Source organism: Rhizobium sp. K102 (assembly GCF_022385315.1).
Lineage (GTDB): Bacteria > Pseudomonadota > Alphaproteobacteria > Rhizobiales > Rhizobiaceae > Rhizobium > Rhizobium croatiense.
The window spans coordinates 120,833-137,623 of sequence record NZ_CP092435.1 but is presented as its reverse complement, the minus strand read 5'-3'; the positions used below and the strand labels follow the sequence as shown (position 1 = coordinate 137,623).

At 63.7% G+C, this 16,791-nt stretch carries 12 protein-coding genes and 1 pseudogene; 5 read left to right on the top strand and 8 right to left on the bottom strand.

All coding sequences use genetic code 11. The features are described 5' to 3' along the window. Positions 1-13 precede the first annotated feature (13 nt). Complete coding sequence (locus MHI61_RS04600) at positions 14-3,301, bottom strand: cellobiose phosphorylase (RefSeq protein ID WP_239789707.1); 3,288 nt, start codon at positions 3,299-3,301, stop codon at positions 14-16. A gap of 216 nt (positions 3,302-3,517) precedes the next feature. Continuing rightward, positions 3,518-4,426 carry a flagellin gene (locus MHI61_RS04595; RefSeq protein WP_010056808.1) on the bottom strand — a complete coding sequence of 303 codons (909 nt, stop codon included), beginning with the start codon at positions 4,424-4,426 and terminating at the stop codon, positions 3,518-3,520. Positions 4,427-4,820: 394 nt separating this feature from the next. Here MHI61_RS04595 and MHI61_RS04590 point away from each other — a divergent pair. Continuing rightward, positions 4,821-6,841 (top strand): annotated as a pseudogene (locus tag MHI61_RS04590) (beta-N-acetylhexosaminidase). 9 nt (positions 6,842-6,850) lie between these two features. Here MHI61_RS04590 and MHI61_RS04585 read toward each other — a convergent pair. Beyond that, a complete protein-coding gene (locus MHI61_RS04585; protein ID WP_239789771.1) occupies positions 6,851-7,591 on the bottom strand; it encodes an AraC family transcriptional regulator in 741 nt (246 codons plus the stop codon). Between the two features lie 278 nt (positions 7,592-7,869). Here MHI61_RS04585 and MHI61_RS04580 point away from each other — a divergent pair, with 278 nt between their 5' ends. Then, on the top strand, positions 7,870-8,784 hold the full coding sequence (locus tag MHI61_RS04580) for a DMT family transporter (RefSeq protein WP_239789706.1): 915 nt from the start codon (positions 7,870-7,872) through the stop codon (positions 8,782-8,784). 14 nt (positions 8,785-8,798) lie between these two features. Here the strand turns inward: MHI61_RS04580 and MHI61_RS04575 are convergent, their stop codons facing one another. The 5 genes from MHI61_RS04575 to MHI61_RS04555 form a co-directional block, all read right to left on the bottom strand. Continuing rightward, on the bottom strand, positions 8,799-10,001 hold the full coding sequence (locus MHI61_RS04575; protein ID WP_239789705.1) for an ROK family transcriptional regulator: 1,203 nt from the start codon (positions 9,999-10,001) through the stop codon (positions 8,799-8,801). 78 nt (positions 10,002-10,079) lie between these two features. After that, the gene (locus MHI61_RS04570) at positions 10,080-11,300 is read right to left on the bottom strand and encodes an MFS transporter (RefSeq protein ID WP_239789704.1); all 1,221 of its coding nucleotides are present in this window, start codon (positions 11,298-11,300) and stop codon (positions 10,080-10,082) included. 103 nt (positions 11,301-11,403) lie between these two features. Further along, positions 11,404-12,180 (bottom strand): SDR family oxidoreductase, encoded by a 777-nt coding sequence (locus MHI61_RS04565; protein WP_239789703.1) that lies wholly within the window; start codon positions 12,178-12,180, stop codon positions 11,404-11,406. A 24-nt stretch (positions 12,181-12,204) separates the two neighbouring features. Beyond that, complete coding sequence (locus MHI61_RS04560) at positions 12,205-13,068, bottom strand: MurR/RpiR family transcriptional regulator (protein ID WP_239789702.1); 864 nt, start codon at positions 13,066-13,068, stop codon at positions 12,205-12,207. Between the two features lie 22 nt (positions 13,069-13,090). Beyond that, positions 13,091-13,480, bottom strand: a complete 390-nt coding sequence (locus tag MHI61_RS04555; RefSeq protein ID WP_239789701.1) for a RidA family protein — start codon at positions 13,478-13,480, stop codon at positions 13,091-13,093. A 111-nt stretch (positions 13,481-13,591) separates the two neighbouring features. Here MHI61_RS04555 and MHI61_RS04550 point away from each other — a divergent pair, with 111 nt between their 5' ends. From MHI61_RS04550 to MHI61_RS04540, 3 genes are read left to right on the top strand one after another with little or no spacing between them, the layout of a single operon-like run. Further along, positions 13,592-14,074: a hypothetical protein gene (locus MHI61_RS04550; RefSeq protein ID WP_239789700.1), complete on the top strand. Its 483-nt coding sequence runs from the start codon at positions 13,592-13,594 to the stop codon at positions 14,072-14,074. A 30-nt stretch (positions 14,075-14,104) separates the two neighbouring features. Next, positions 14,105-15,580: a M81 family metallopeptidase gene (locus MHI61_RS04545; RefSeq protein WP_239789699.1), complete on the top strand. Its 1,476-nt coding sequence runs from the start codon at positions 14,105-14,107 to the stop codon at positions 15,578-15,580. Continuing rightward, on the top strand, positions 15,581-16,681 hold the full coding sequence (locus tag MHI61_RS04540; protein ID WP_239789698.1) for a D-TA family PLP-dependent enzyme: 1,101 nt from the start codon (positions 15,581-15,583) through the stop codon (positions 16,679-16,681). Positions 16,682-16,791: the final 110 nt, after the last annotated feature.

The following is a 16,791-nucleotide window of genomic DNA, read 5'->3' as shown; positions in this document are numbered from 1 at the left end:
CCTTTCCTGAATTTCAAATTTGCGGCTTCGGCTTCATCAACCGCCGCCAGGCGGCGTGATCCGTCCGCAGATCGAGGGCGGCATGCGCCGCCGGCAGCAGCGGTTTGCGGCTGCGCCGGCCGAAGCGTCGTTTGAAACCGAGGATATTTTCGACGAAGCTCCTGGTGTAGAGGCCGGGGCCGCTTGAATAGATGCGCCATCCGCCATCGACGGCGACCTTTCCGGCCTTGACGCGCGCCCAATCATCCGCCGCCTGATAGCGATCAGGGAAGGCCGCGTCGCTGCTGCTGAAATAGGTATTGCGCTGGCGTAGCGACGCCTGCGGCAAGGCCGTGGTGACGGCGATCGGATTGACGACGGCGATCGCCTCCCAGAGCGCGTCCGCGGCAGCATCCAGGGCAAGCGTTTCGCAATAACGCAGATGCGCATGCACATACATCAGCCCGATCTCGCGGCCGAAGAAGGAGGAGGATTCGGCCCGGCGGAACAGCGTTTCAGGCCCGCCGGCATAGGTCGCGGGTTTTTCCATCAGCCGCACACCGTCGGGGAAAAGCAGATGCTCCTCGATCAGCCGCATATGATCGCGCCGCTGCGCCGGCGTGAACAGCTTGCCGAGCATCGCCTGCGTCATCGCGATCAGCGAGAAGGAGAGGCCGGTGCGCGTGTCGCTCGGATGCAGCAGCAATTCGACGCCGTCATGGGCCGGGTCGAAAATGCCATAGCCGGCGACGACGCCGTCACGCACGAGATGGCGGCTGAAATCCCGGCGCATCGCCATGGCGATCTTCCTCAGGGCCTTGGCTCTCTCGCCAAGGCCGAGACGGCGCAGGATGGCGGAATAACGAACGATCTGCTCGTAGAGCAGGGCGACGGTCCAGCTGCTGACCATCCAGTCGCGCAGATGTGGATCGGCCGGCTGCAGGGAATCGTTCCAGTCGCCCTCGCCATAACGGATCAGATGGGTTCCCGGGATGAAACGCTCGCGGACGGTATCGAGCAGCTTCTCGACATGGACGGCGATGGTGTCGGCCTCGGGCGCCTTCTGCATGGTGTTTTCATCGCGCCAGGACACCTCCTCGTCGAGAATGGCGAGATCGCCGGTCGCTTCGATATAGTCGCACAGCGCCTTCAACGGCCAGACGATGATATCGCCGTGGCAGTCGCCCGCCCGGATGTTGGCATAGGGCTCCAGCATGAACCATTGCGGCCAGTCGCCTTTTTCCAGGTACTGTTCGCTGAAGACGGTTTTCAGCACTTGCTTGGCCTCGCGGTCATGCTCATAGGCGAGCAGGAATTCGATCGGCCCCTGGCAGGCGTCGCGCGTGCCCCAGGCCGCCCCCGTATATTGTTCAAGTCCATGCGGCACGCTCAGATGCACGATGGCGTCATGTGCAAGCCAGGGCAGGAGGGTCGCCTGGGCGGCAAGATCGGGCGAAGCGCTGTCGATCCGCATGCCGCGCACGGCGTTGCGCCAGAATGTCGCTGCCGGCGCGAGCATCGCTTCGTCGCTGACGCCGGCCTCATAGCGTTGCGCCAGCCGCTCGGCGTCTTCAGCATCGGTCATCGAACCGACGACGGCGAAGGAGAGGGCCTGCGTCGGCCGGGAGCGCAGCGCCACGAAGGCGCCGTTGCGCGCAAGGCCATCGGTATAGAGCAGCTCGTCGCCGCCGATCTCGTCGATGGCATCGGGCGTCGAACTGACCAGCCAACAGACGGCATCGGGGTAACGCCCGCCCCAGAGCCAGGCGGGGTCGGGCCGGAAGGCGACGCGTTTGCGCGAGGGGTCGAAGTCGATCTGCCCGCCCGCGTCATATTCGCGCTCGCCGAGCACGACATGACCGAAGACCAGGAAGCGGCACGGCTTGCCTTCGACGGAGAGGCTCCATTGCATCGCCGCATCCGCGCCGGAGGCAACGGCCGTGACGATGATCGTGCGCTCGGGGCATTGATAGATCCAGCGGCAGTCGCTCAAACCCATTTCGAAAGCCGATGGCGCCGCCAGAAGCTGCCAGCCAGCGCCGACATCGGCCATGATGCGCAGTCCGCTGGCGCGCGTCAGATTGTAGGGATCGCGCGAGACGGAAAAGAGCTTGTGGAAGGATGTGTTGCCGATCGTCAGCTGTGCAGCAAAAATGCCCTGCATCCAGCAGGTGGCGGCAAGCGTGGCATCATCCAGCAGCATGTTCTGGCCGCTTCGGACGATCGCGCCGTGGCGGCGCGCGACGATGAGCTCCTTGTCGCGCAGCACGACGTGGCGGTTGAGCGCACCGTCCGGCACGAAAAAGGAAAGCAATTTTCCGTGGCCGCGCTCTTCCAGGCTCCGCTCGGGATAGAGCCGGCCGATCGCCTTTTTATCCAGCGTTTCGACCTCCAGCAGAGGAGCGTCCTGGAGCAGGCTGCGAACCGGCGCCGCCGCCGCTCGCTCGATGGCCGCATCGTCCGGCAGCTCGATGCCGTCGAGCCGCGAAAGATCGGCATCGCTCGACGCCTCGGGATGATCGGCGGCGAACAGGGCAAAGAACGTCGCCGTCGCGCCATCTGGTGTGACCGAGAGCGATCTCGATTGAACGGCCGGGCAGGCGGTCTCCTGCTGCCGCCGTTCGCTCGGCAGCGGCGTGCCGAAAGCGCCGACCAGCAGGTCGTCGAGCCGGCCCTTTGCCTGCACTAGCTGGATCGCATCGGTGGCATAGGCGACAGCCCCGTCGAGGCAGCCTTGCGCCAGCCAGGGGTTGCGGCCGCCCGACTGTTTGAGATTTTGCCGGTTTATCACGACGCAGCCATAGGCCTCGTGCTCGGCAATGTGGTGATCGACATATTGCGAGGCATAGGCCTCGCTGTTCATCAGAAAGCCGCGGTCGCCGAGGCCGACATCCTGGATCAGCACCAGATCCGCCGGCAGCGTTCCCTCTTTCAGATGTCGGATCGAGGCACGCCAGAACCATGCCGTTTCGGAGGGATGAAGCGCGAGGCGGACGTCGTAGGCGATATCGCCTGTCTTGCCGCTCCAGGAGAAGCTCGTCGCATCATAGGCGAAACTGCCTTTGGCACGGGGGCCGACGATCTCGACGACATCGGGGCGGGCGCCGCCGACGCGCAGATAAAGGCGGCCAATGCCGCCGATGAGCGGCGAGCCCTGGATCTGGTTGATCTGCACCGATCCCTTGTCGTCGGCATAGTCGATGGCAAACAGCGTCCCGTTCGGCAGCGCCGATATCGACAGGCCGGAACCGTTGCTGATCGCAAAGAGCCCAAGCTCTTCGCGTCGGGGCATTTGCAAGCTGCGCGTCCGGTTGGGGGCCATGGAGATCTCGTCGATGAGTGCCAGAGGGGAATTCAGAGGATGGCGCAAAAAGAGTGAGAGAAATCTTACCGGTGATCGACAGATCGACAAGGTCTCGTGAAATGGCGGCTCCATGCCCGAATGCGACCGAGCCTGGCCGGGGGCCAGGCTCGGGGTTCGATCAGCGAATGTGGTCCGGGCGTTCTATGCGCCCGGCTCCCTTTGCATCGACCAGAATTAGCCGCGGAACAGCGACAGGATGTTCTGGGACGACGAATTCGCGATCGACAGCGACTGGATCGCCAGCTGTTGCTGCGTCTGCAAGGCCGACAGCTTGCTCGACTCCTCCTCCATGTCGGCATCGACCAGGCGGCCGACGCCGGAGTCGATCGAGTCCGAAAGCGCACTGACGAAGTCTTCCTGCAGCTCGATGCGCGTCGAGATCGAACCCAATTGCGCACCGGCCGAGGTCATCGCCGACAGCGCCGATTCGATGGTCGACAGCGCCGACTGGATCTGACCGGTGGTAAAGTCGGTAATGTCGAGCGAGTAAACGGAATCGCCGTTTGCATCCGCCGTTCCGAGGATACCCGAGGAGGTTTCGATCGACCCGCTGCTCATCCCGAACAGCACATTGCCGGCGGAGCTGGTGTCCAAAGCATATTCCGTCATCTTGACGGACACGGCGCCGGAGCCGTCGCGGACGAAAGACGATACGACACTTTTCGTGCCGCTCTCGCCGGCAACCCAATTCTCGCCGGAGAAGGATGCCGACTGGGCGATGCTCATCAGCTGTTCCTGCAGCTGGCTGATTTCTTCCTGGACCTTGGACTTGTCGACACCGTCTTCGGTGGCGGCCACGAGCTTGGCTTTGATCTCGTCGACGACGTCGATCGCACTTTCCATGGCCGTGTAAGCCGTATCCACCTTTGCCGCGCCGAGGCCAAGGGCGTCGGAGACGGCCGAAAGAGCCTTGTTGTCGGAGCGCATCGTGGTGGCGATCGACCAGTAGGCGGCGTTGTCGGATGCGGTGTCGACGCGATAACCGGTGGAAACGCTGTTCTGCGTCGATTCGAGGTTGGAGTTGATGCTGCGCAGCGTCTGGAGGGCTGCCATTGCGGAATTGTTCGTATTGATGCTCGTCATTGGAAATTCGCCTGCTTCGGAAGTTGGACGGGTTGCATCCGGGAACATCCGGGCCGTGGCGAGCAGCCTCATGCTTATCGACCCGTATCGGGCGGTCAATTCGCCATCGTTGGATCAATTATGGTACTTAAAGGTACCTTAATCGTTAACGCGCGGCGGCCCGCCGAAATTTTTTCCCGAAATGCGACACCTCGACCATGGGGAGCTTATCCTGCGATCGGCGGCCGGCATTGGCCCTGGGGTCGGCCGCAGAAATTCCGCATCGCCGATTGACGCCCCGGCGAAAAACCGACTATCAATATTAAATCAATTTGATTGACTTCAACCGCCATGGCGATCCCGGCGCCTGTGCCGGAACGCTCAAAACCTGGTTTTCCCTCAAGGAAGAGTGATGATGTCGACACCGCGACCGAACGCCCTGCGGCTTGAAACCCTTTGGAACCCGCCCGCCGACGGCAAGGAATTCTCCTACGTCCTGCGCCTCAAGAACCTCGGCAGCGAACCGCTTTCGAATTTTTCCCTCTGCGTCAGCGGCCCGGGCCGTATCGATCCCGCCGGGCGCGTCGAAGGCGCGACGGTCTCGCAGCGGCTTTCCAATTTCACCGTATTCCAGCCGCCGGCCGGTTTCGTGCTCGGCGCCGGCGAGACCTGGACAATCTCCGTCTATGCGCTGAGCTGGCAGTTCCGCCACTGGACGGACGGCGCGACGAGCGCCTATCTCGCGCTTTCCGATGGCAGCACCGTCGTGCTCGGCATCGAGCCGACGCGCTCTTCGGTCAGCAATGCGGCCCTGAAGCGCGGCGCCGAAATCTATCCGGTTCCGGCCAACGCGCCCGTCCAGATTTCGGTCATCCCCTGGCCGAACCATGTCGCGGTCGCCTCGCGCCGTCCGCTGCCGGCCGGCTTTGCGCCGCGGGCGCAGAGCACCGAAGGGGAGGAGGCGGCGCAAAGCTTCGCGGCGCTGGTCGACCATCTCTTCGCCGTCGAAGGCATTGTGCGCACCGAGGCGGAAGGCGCGGTGCCGGTCGTGCTGAAGGATACAGCCGGCTTCGGCCCCGAAGCCTATCGGCTGAGCTTCGACGAGGAAAACCTGACGGTCGAGGCGAGCAGCCGCACCGGCTTTCTCTACGGCCTCGTCACGCTCGGTCAGATCTGGCGCGGCGCCAGGCTGCATCCGGGGTCTTCCAGTTTCCCGGAGCCGGCGAGATCGTCGACGAGCCGGCGATGGGCTGGCGCGGCCTGCATCTCGATGTCGCCCGCCAGTTTTATGGCGCCGCCGAGGTCAAGAAGCTGCTGGCGGTGCTTGCCTGGAACAAGCTCAACCGCTTCCACTGGCACCTTTCCGACGACGAGGCCTGGCGCGTCGAGATCGACGCCTATCCCGCCCTGACCGAGATCGGCGCCTGGCGCGGCCACGGCCTTGCCGTGCCGCCGCTGCTCGGGTCGAGCCCGGCGCGGACGGGCGGCTACGATAGCAAAGCCGTCATCCGCGAGATCGTCGCCCAGGCGAAAAGCTTCGGCATCGAGATCGTGCCGGAGATCGACATGCCCGGCCATTGCTACGCCATGCAGCAGGCGATACCGGAGCTGCGCGATCCGGCCGAGAAGGGCAGCTACTACTCCGTCCAGGGCTTTCCCGACAATTGCATCAACCCGGCCCGCGAGCAGACCTACGAGATCGTCGAGACCATTCTTTCCGAACTGATCGAGCTCTTTCCGTTCAAGGTCATCCATCTCGGCGCCGACGAGGTGCCGCTCGGCGCATGGTCCGGCTCGCCGGCAGCACTCGATCGCCTGCGCGCCGTCGCCGGCGACGCGGTTGCCGATGCCCATGCCAAGCGGCTGAACGTCGTCACCAATACGCATGGCGCCGACGACATTCACGGCTCGGGTGCGGCGATCCTGCAGGCGGAGTTCCTGGAGCGCGTGCAGCGTTTCCTGGCGAGCAAAGGCTGCATCACCGGCGGCTGGGAAGAGGCGGCGCACGGCGACGTCATCGACAAGGAGAAGAGCTATCTCTGCAGCTGGCGCAATGTCGAGGTCTCGGCCGAGCTCGCCGAACGCGGCTATCAAATGGTCGTCTGCCCCGGCCAGGTCTACTACCTCGACATGGCGCTGAGGCCGGACTGGGATGAGCCCGGCGCCAGCTGGGCGGGGAATTCGGATGCGGAAAAGCTCTACAACTTCGATCCGGTCGGCGGCTGGACGGCGGCGCAGAAGCAGCAACTGCTCGGCATCCAGGCCTGCATCTGGTCGGAACCGATGACCGACCGCGCCGTCTTCGACCGCCTCGTTTTCCCGCGCATCTCGGGGCTTGCCGAAACCGGCTGGACGAAGCCGTCGGCCAAGTCATGGGACCGCTTCAAGGCGCTCGCAGGCCTGATGCCGCTGCTTTACGGGCTGCAACAGTCGTAAGGCCGGCCTTCACTGCCGCTGGCGGTAGGCGGAGGGTGTGACGCCTGTGCCCAACTTGAAGGCCCGGGTCAGGTGGCTCTGGCTGCTGAAGCCGCAGGCCGATGCGATCTGCGCGATCGGCTCCATGCCCGATAACATCGATTTGGCGCGCTCGACACGCCGGTGCGCCACCCAGCCATGTGGGGACACACCGAAGCTTGCCCGGAACATCCGCTGAAAATGAAAAGCGCTGAGCTGCCCGATATCAGCCAGATCCTGCAAGCGGATCGTCTCACCGAGATGGGCCTCGATATAATCCAGAGTTCGGCGCCGCACATGCGGTGCGAGCCCGCCGCTGATCGCGCGGGCGCGCATGCCTCCATAACGCGGATCAACGAAGAGATCGTTGATTGCCTGCGTCATCGCTTCTTCGGCCAGCAGATGACCGCCCGCTAACATCGCTTCCGTCATCTGCCGAAGCCTCAGCGCCAAAGCGGGCGCATCGGCGAAGGTCACTTCGGGAAGAGCCATCAGCCGCGCATCGCGGTCAAACGTCTCGGCAAACATCCGGCGCATCTGATCGTCGGGAACATACAAATGGACGAATTCGAAGAAGTCGGTGATTTCCCATTCGGACGAGTGCCCCTGCGGCATGATGCACAGCACACCAGGACGGCCGCGCGCGCCGGGGCCGCCATCCAGCCGACGCGTTCCGGCGCCACCGCTGAGATAAAGACTGAAAGTATGCCCGTCCGGCCGCTCATAGCTCATCCGGTCATGCGCATTGCTCCAGATGGCAGCCGATCGCCCGAAACCGAGATCGATCGACTGTGACATCCGCGCCTTGGGAGAGGCGGACAAAAACCTGAATACCGAGAGGCGGCTATCTTTCACCAATTCTTTCCCACAGCTGGCCACGCCTTCAGAACAATACGGAGAGACGCCTGATATGGCGAGGGGGGAAGTCCGGGCACACCGATTTCATAGCAAGAATCTGCAAGAGACCTGCTGGCCGTTTGCCTATTCGTGGAGAAAACGAGGATTACTCCATGGCAAATGCCGTTCTTTTCATCGCGACCGTCCTCATATGGGGGACGACATGGATCGCCATTGCGATGCAGGTCGGTCCCGTGCCGGTCCTGGTCTCGGTCTTTTACCGATTTGCGCTGGCAGCGGTGATCCTCGTCGCCATCCTGGCTGTCATGGGCCGACTCAAGGTCCCTGCCTTGCGCGATCAACCTTTCATCCTTGCGCAAGCGCTCTGCCTGTTCAGCCTCAATTTCATCTGTTTCTACAACGCCGCCGCCTCGATTCCTTCAGGGCTGATCTCGGTGATCTTCTCGCTCGCAACGATCTACAATGCCGTCAATGCGCGGCTCTTTTTAGGCGACCGCATAACAGGCCGCACGCTCTTCGCAGCGGCGCTCGGTGCCACCGGCCTTCTCCTGCTGTTCGGAGAGGAGGTCGTCGTCGATTTCGATATGGACACGTTGAAAGGGATCGGGCTGGCAGCGCTCGGCACGCTGTTCTTCTCGCTGGGCAATATGGCGTCGCGCCGCAACAGCGCGGCCGGAATCTCACCGCTGACCGCCAATGCCTGGGGCATGACCTATGGCACGATCGTCCTCCTCGTCCTGATTGCCGTGACGCAGACGCCGATCGTGGCACCATCAGGCATCACCTATCTTGCCGCGCTGCTCTATCTCTCGGCGATCGGATCGGTGATCGGTTTCACCACCTACCTGATGCTGGTGTCCCGCATCGGCTCCTCACGCGCGGCCTACGCCACCGTGCTGTTCCCGATCGTCGCCCTATCGCTGTCGACGGTGTTCGAGGGCTACCACTGGACCGGCCTCGGCCTGATCGGCCTGGCGCTGACGCTGCTCGGGAACGTGATCATCTTTGCGCGCCCTCTGGCGCGCCGCCCGCCGCAACCAGATGCGAGCCTGCCGGCACGCGGCTGAAGGACGGGCGAGAGCTAGCCGACCGGCTTCTGCAGCACGTCGAAGCGTGGATTGGTTTCGGAAAAGATCGGCAGGGCGGCGGCGCCGAGGATGGCGGTATCCTGGCCGGTCATGCCGATCATCACACGCGGCACCGTCCGCTGCCGGCCGGGATCGATCGGATCGTGCAGCGGCTCCAGCCGTTCGACAAGCCGGCGCATCAGCGATGGCGGCAGGCTGCCGCCGAGCACGATGCTCTCAGGATCGAAGGCGAGCTCGAGGAAATCGATGGTCTGCCGCAGCGGCTGGACGGCCTGGTCGAGCCAGGCGTCCAGACCGTCGCTGCCGCTTTCGATCAGCGCGTCGAGCGCGTCGGGCGACAGCTCGCCTGTATTGGCGATGCCCATGAATTCGTAGGCGACCGACGGCGAGACATACCGATCGAGGCAGCCGCGCTTGCCGCAGCTGCAAATCCTGCCATTCGGCTCGACGATGACATGACCGATCTCGCCGGCATTGTTGCGGCTGCCCTTGTAGAGATGGCCGTCGAGGAACATGCCGGCGCCGATGCCGCCGCCGCCGGCCAGAAACAGATAGACGAAACTGGCGAGGCCGCGGGCGACACCGTGAAGGCGCTCGCCGATCGCCGCGGCCGTCGCATCGTTCTCGACCAGCACCGGCACATTGAGCCGCTGTTCCAGCTCGCGGCCAACAGGAAAACCCTGCCAGCCGGGCAGGCTCTGCGGGCTGAGAGAGGTGGTGCCGCCCTCGGCATAACGGCCGGGCAGGGCGAGGCCGACGCCGAGCAGCCGCTCCTGGTCGAAGGCGAAGGCCTGCTTGAGATGCTCGACGATCGACTGGAGGACCGGCATCGCCCGCTGCGGATCGGGGTGTTCGACCTGGCGTTCGACGCGTGCGCAGACGGCGCCGGAGAGATCGGTCAGCACGCCGCTCGCCCGCTGGCGGCCAAGCTCGAGGCCGATCGAATAGGCGCCGGCCGGATTGATCGAATAGGGGATGATCGGCTGGCCGCGCGCCAGCTTCTGCGCCTCGGCGGCCACGAGCAGATGCGACCTTTCCAGTTCCTCGACGATATTCGACACCGTCTGCGGCGTCAGCGCCGTCATCCGGGCGATCGCCGCCCGCGACAGGGAACCGTGCGTGCGGATCAACTCGATCACCACCCGCCGATTGTGAGACTTGGCCTGCTCGAGATTCGTGCCGGAGATCGCCTTCATGTCGCCTTCAGAGGAAATGCAGTCTCACCCTTGTCACAAGACGAACATCGATGAAAGCCCCACATTCTGCGTCACGTCCTATTTGCCGGCGACCTCGGCTCGATGGGCCTTGCGTCGGTGCAGGAGGCCGAGGAGGGTGATCCCAGACAATCCGGTGACGGCGCTCAGAATGGCGGTTCCGGAATAACCGGTGATCCACGTGCCGGCGGCGAAGACCAGCGCGCCGATCCCGGCACTCGCAAAGATATTGACGGAGATCAGCGCGCTGCCGAGCCCCGGCCGGTCGGCGATGAGATCCTGCAGATAGGTGATCGGAATGCTGATGATCGCCGCAGCACCTATGCCGGCAAGCACGGTCAGCGCATAGAGGTGCCATGGCGCGGAGGCAAAGCCGAGAAGGGCAAGGAACAGTGCATAGATGACGGTGCCGGCGGCCAGTGCCGTCATCTGCCCGGTCTTCCGGGCGATCCGTGACCAGACGATGATGAAGACGACCTCCAGAAGCGCGACGATGCCGACAAGAATGCCGACATCGCTGAGCCGGCCATGGGCCGCGCCGGTGGCGATCAGCGGCAGCAGGGCGTCGTTCAGATGCAGCGTGCTGGTGATCAGCGCCACGCCTGCGATATGCGCCGAAATCCGCGGCGAAACCACCTGCCTGAGCGCGCCGAGATAGGTGAGATGATGAACCGCCGCCATTTCCGTTCCGACCCGTTTCGGCAAAGCGAAGAGGATGATGCCCTGGCAGAACACACAGGAGAGGCTGGCGAAGAGGTAGGCCGGCAGCATGCTCGACGCACCCGAAAGCACAAGGCCGGTGACGCCGGGGATCAGCACCCAGGAGAGCGAGATCATCGCCCGCACGCCGGAGTTGGCCGTCACCACGTCGTTCCGGCTCATGCCCTGCATCGCGGCGCGCGCATTGGCAAACAGCAGCGAATTCAGCGCCCCGTAGATCGGCATCGGCAGCAGCGCGCTGACGGCGAAGATCGCCGCGCTCGGAAAGGCATAGATCATGCCGTAGCCGACGATGCCGAAGAGACAGGCGCCGATCATCGCCGACCGATATTCGCCGAGCCGGTCGGCAAGATTGCCGAGCAGGACGCTGATCACCACGTTCACCGCCGCCGAGGCGAAGGCGAGGAAGGAATAGAGCCCGTCGCTCAACCCCAGTTCGCGAATGCCGACGATCGACCGATAGGGCGCGGTCATCGCCCCCGCCATGCCGAAGGTGAAAATGGCGATCATGCTGGCGCGGATCGCCGGATTGCGGAAGACATCAGGAAAGAGGCGGCTCATCGGGTCGTCAATCGTCAGGGAAATCGGCAGGCGCGGCCGCGGCGGGCAGTCCTGAAAGTCACGCTATGCTGTCTTGTCGGCTCAGAGGTCGGAGCGCCTGATATCAATAATGCTCCGATTGCGAGAAGGTCCGCGCCAGCTCGGCCTGGCCTGCCGTCAGCCCGCAATCGACGGGCAGGCAGACGCCCGTAATGGCGGCGGCAAGCGGGCCGGCCAGGAAGCCTACGGCATTGGCGACATCGCGGGGATCGACGACGCGCTGCAGCGGATACCAGCGGCGTGCTTCCTCGAACACATTGGGATTGGCGGCGGCGCGCGCCTCCCAGGCCTGCGTCTTCACCGTGCCGGGTGCCACCGCATTCGAGCGGATGCCGAACTTGCCGTATTCCACGGCGACCAGCCGGGTGAAATGCAGAAGGCCGGCCTTGGCGGCGCTATAGGCCGGGTGCCCGAAAACGTTCATGCCGTTGACCGAGGCGATATTGACGACAGAGCCCTTGGACGCCTTCAGCATCGGCTCGAAGGCGCGGAAGCACAGGAAGGCGGCTTCGAGATTGAGCGCATTGTCCGCCCGCCAGATCTCCGGCGTCGTCTCGTGCAGGCTGGTGGCGCGGGCCGCACCGGCATTGTTGACGAGGGTTCGCACCAGCCCGGCCTCGGCGGCGCGTCCTGCCAATTCCGATATGCTCGTCTCGCTGGTCACATCGCAGCCGACGGCGACGAAACGGCCGGCCGGCCCGAGCTTCGACGCGACGGCGGCCGCAGCCGCGGCATCGATATCGGCGAGAAATACCACGTCGTGATCATCGGCAAGCCGTGCGGCGATCGCCGCACCGATATCGCCCGCCGCACCCGTGACGATCGCTGCCGATTGGGTCATTTTCCCGCACTCCCGCTCATGGGTTCAATCTCCAAGCAATTGCCGGTCGTCGCCGTCGCGGTGGATGACGAGCTGCTGCTTGATGCGCCGCAGCGTCGTCGTCGCCTTCGGCTGAACGGCATAGGCGACCAGGCTCGAGAGAATATCGACCGTCGCGATATAGGCGATGCGCGTCGAGGTCGGGCGGTAGATATTGTTGCCTTCGGGAAGGTCGATCGGCACGACGATTTCGGCCGCCTTGGCAACCGGGCTTGCCGTCTGGGTCAGCGCGATCGTCTTCACCTTGGCGCCGCGGGCAAGCTCGAAGGCGCGCACCAGCTCCATATTCCGCCCGGAGAAGGACGAGCCGATCAGCACATCGCCCGGCCGGGCCGCGGCCGCCATCATCAGCTGCATGCTGTGATCGGAACTGGCGGTGATGCGCAGCCCGAGACGGAAGAGGCGGTTCTGCAGCTCGTCGGCGATCATCGACGAATTGCCGCCCGAGCCGAAGGCATAGATCATCTCGGCCTTGGCGATATGCGAAACTGCCGCTTCGATCGCCGCAAGATCGAGCGAGCGATGCAGCAGAAACAGCGCGTTCTGCGCCTTGGTGATGATATCCTGGGCGACATCGGCCGGTTCGGTGCTTTTCGATTCCGGCTTCAGATAACGCACGCCGATATGGGCGGTGCGGGCGAGCTGCACCTTGAAATCGGAAAAACTCTCGCAACCGAGCCGCCGGCAGAAGCGGGTGACGGTCGGCGGCGACACCTCGGCCCGCTCGGCAAGCTCGATGATCGAGGCATTCACGGCAAACTCGAAATCGTTGACGATGATCTCGGCGATGCGGTTTTCCGAAGGAGAAAGCCGGCTCTTATCTTCCTGCAATGTCGAAAAGATATCCAAACCGCCTCCCTCCGATCTTTCGCTACGCGCCCTTCTTCTTATAGGCCACGCAATCGATCTCAACCTTGCAATCGACCATCATCGACGATTGCACACAGGCGCGTGCCGGCGGATGCTCGCCAAAATACTCCTGGTAGATCTTGTTGAAGGTCCAAAAGTCACGCGGATCGTCGAGCCAGACTCCGACGCGCACGACATCCTCGACGCCGTAGCCGGCCTCCTCGAGAATCTCCAGCACATTGGCGATCGTCTTGTGGGTCTGGGCGATGATATTGCCGTCGATGATTTCGCCGTCTTCCATCGCAACCTGGCCGGAAACATAGAGCCATCCATCGGCCTCGACCGCACGCGCGAATGGCAGCGTCTTGCCGCCGGCGCCCGTTTGAACCGTGCCATAGCGCTTGATGGGCATGCTGAAGTCCTTGCAAATTATTTTCTTGATACGTTGACAAATGACCATAGAAAGCAGAATTTGACCAGTGAAAAACGCGATTTATGAAAAGAATTTCAATCCGGGGCGAACATGCGCGATCCTTTTCAAAACCCTTTCCCGTCCGACCGCGCCCGGCACGCGATCTGGGAAATGCTCGTTTCGCGCGATATCGATGCCTTTCTCGCCGCCGACTGGTCGATGGTCGAGGATGATTTCGTCGAAGAGGGCTTCATCGGCATCGACGGCCGCAAGGAGGTGAACCCCGACAAATGGCGGCTCGCCTTTCCCTCGCTCGCGGCCTATCGCGAGGAGTGGCTGACGCAGGCGAGAGAATTCGCCGGGCAGAGCTTCGCCGAAGATCCGCGCACGGCGATCTTCACCACGACGACGCTCGAAGATATCGAGATCGAAGGCGAGACGGCGCTTGTCCGCAAGAAATTCGACGGCGGCATTACCAAGGCCGACGGCACCCGCGATGTCCTGCAATGGCAGACGCTCTATTATTGCCGGCTGCACCAGGGACGCTGGAAGATCTCAGGTTTCACCGGCTACCTGCCGAACCCGATGGGGTGAGGCGGGGCCGACAACACGAAGGCCACTTTCTTGCGCATTTTCACGGCAGCACTGGCGACCGAGACCAACACCTTCTCCCCGATCTGCGTGGATCGTCGCGCATTCGAAGCCTCGCTTTATGCCCCGCCCGGCCAGCACCCCGAGACGCCGACGCTCTGCACCGCGCCGATCACCGTCGGCCGGCGCGTCGCGAGGGAAAAGGGCTGGGAGCTGATCGAGGGAACCGCCACCTGGGCCGATCCGGCAGGCCTCGTCAACCGGACGACCTATGAGGACCTGCGCGACGAAATCCTCGACCAACTCCGTGCGGCCATGCCGGTCGACGCCGTCGTCATGGGCCTGCACGGCGCCATGGTAGCGGCCGGCTATGAGGATACGGAAGGCGACCTTCTCTCCCGCATGCGCGAGATCGTCGGGCCTGATGTCCTGATCTGCGCCGAGCTCGATCCGCACAGCCATCTCACCGCAAAACGCGTCGCGGCGCTTAATTTCGCCGTCTATTTCAAGGAATTTCCACACACGGATTTCGTCGACCGCGCCGAGGATCTCTGGCGGATCGCCGTCGACACGCTCGAAGGCCGGGTCAAGCCCCTGATGTCGGTGTTCGACTGCCGCATGATCGACGTCTTCCCGACCTCGCGCGACCCGATGCGCTCCTTCGTCGACAAGATCATGCGGATCGAAAAGGACGATCCCGAGATCCTGTCGATCTCGGTGATCCACGGCTTCATGGTCGGCGACGTTCCCGAGATGGGAACGAAGCTGCTCGTCGTCACCGACAACAAGCCGGAGAAGGGCGCCGCCTTGGCGCGCGATCTCGGCCTCGAACTCTTTTCCAAGCGCGGCACCTTCATGGTGCCGCAGATCGACGAGAGGCAAGCGGTCTCGCGCGCCATCGCCGCCACCGCATGGCCCGTCGTCATCGCCGATGTCTGGGACAATCCGGGCGGCGGCACGGCGGGTGACGCGACCGTCATCCTCGCCGAGCTGATGGCCCGCGGCGTCACCAGCGCGGCGGTCGGCACCATCTGGGATCCGATGGCGGTGCAGATCTGTTTTGCGGCAGGCGAGGGGGCGGAAATCCCGCTGCGCTTCGGCGCCAAATCGGCGCCCGGCACCGGCAATCCGATCGACGGCACGGTCAAGGTCGTCAGGCTGGTCAGGAATGCCGAGATGCAGTTCGGCGAGAGCCTCGCCCCCTTCGGCGATGCCGCCCATATCGTGCTCGACGGCATCGACATCATCCTCAACTCGACGCGCGCCCAGAGCTTCGATCCGAGCCTGTTTTCGGTGATGGGCATCGATCCGACGAAGCAGAAGATCCTGGCCATCAAATCCACCAATCATTTCTTCGCCTCCTTTTCGAAGATCGCCGCGGAAATCCTTTACTGCTCCGCCGGAACGCCCTATCCCAATAATCCGGCGACGACGCCGTACCGGCGGGCGCCGAAGACGATATGGCCGATCGTGGCCGATCCACATGGGTTAAAACGCGGAGCCGCCTGAATGCCTGATCGCAGCTTTGCCGTCGTCGCCAAGGCAGGAGACCGGATCACCGATCTCTCGACGCCGCGTCCCGTGATCGACGAAGACCGGCTGGCCGCCAACATCGCCCGCGTCCAATCCTATATGGATGAGCACGGGCTGAACTTCCGCCCGCATATCAAGACGCACAAGATCCCGGCGCTCGCCGTCGCCCAGGTCGCCGCCGGCGCCAAGGGCATCAATTGCCAGAAGGTCACGGAAGCGGAAGTCTTCGCCGAAGCCGGCTTCAACGACATCCTCATCACCTTCAACATTCTGGGACAGCAGAAGCTCGAGCGCCTCGCCAGGCTGAATGCGCGCATTTCGGCCCTCAAGGTCGTCGCCGACAGCGAGGTGACGGTCGACGGGCTCGCAGCGCATTTTTCCGGCCACAAGCCGCTGACCGTGCTGGTGGAATGCGACACCGGCGGCGGCCGCTGCGGCGTGCAGACACCTGATGAGGCGGCCTCGCTCGCCAGGCGCGTCGCCGCCGCCGACGGCCTCACCTTCGGCGGCATCGTCACCTATCCGAAGCCGCAATCGGCCGCCGCCGTCGAAACCTTCATCGCCGAGACGCTGGGCCGCCTGAAATCCGACGGCATTGCCTGCCCGATCGTCAGCAATGGCGGAACGCCGAGCCTGTTCGAGGCGCATCTCGTCCCCTCCGCCACCGAACACCGCGCCGGCACCTATATCTACAACGACCGCCAGATGGTGCGCATGGGCCATTGCACCGAGGACGATTGCGCCATGCACGTGCTCGCCACCGTCGTCTCCCGCCCGACCGCCGACCGCGCCGTCATCGATGCCGGCTCGAAAGCGCTGACCTCTGATCTCCAGGGCTTCAGCGATTACGGCCTGATCGTCGGTTATCCCCAGGCTCGGATCACCAGCCTCTCGGAAGAACACGGCGTGATCGATCTCTCAAACTGCACCGGCCCCCGGCCGCAGATCGGCGAAAAACTCTTCATCATACCGAACCACACCTGCGTGGTCTCCAACCTGTTCGACACGATGGTCTTCCACCGCGGTGGCATCGTCACCCGCGTCGAGAAGGTCGCCGCCCGCGGCCTCGTCTGGTAGGAGCCGGGCTGAGGGCGAAATAGGCCCGATCACAGACTGATCTGTTCTGTCGCCCGCGTGCTCCCCGGACCGCATAGTACGAACGTCATTTGCCAAGTTGTGTGATTGGG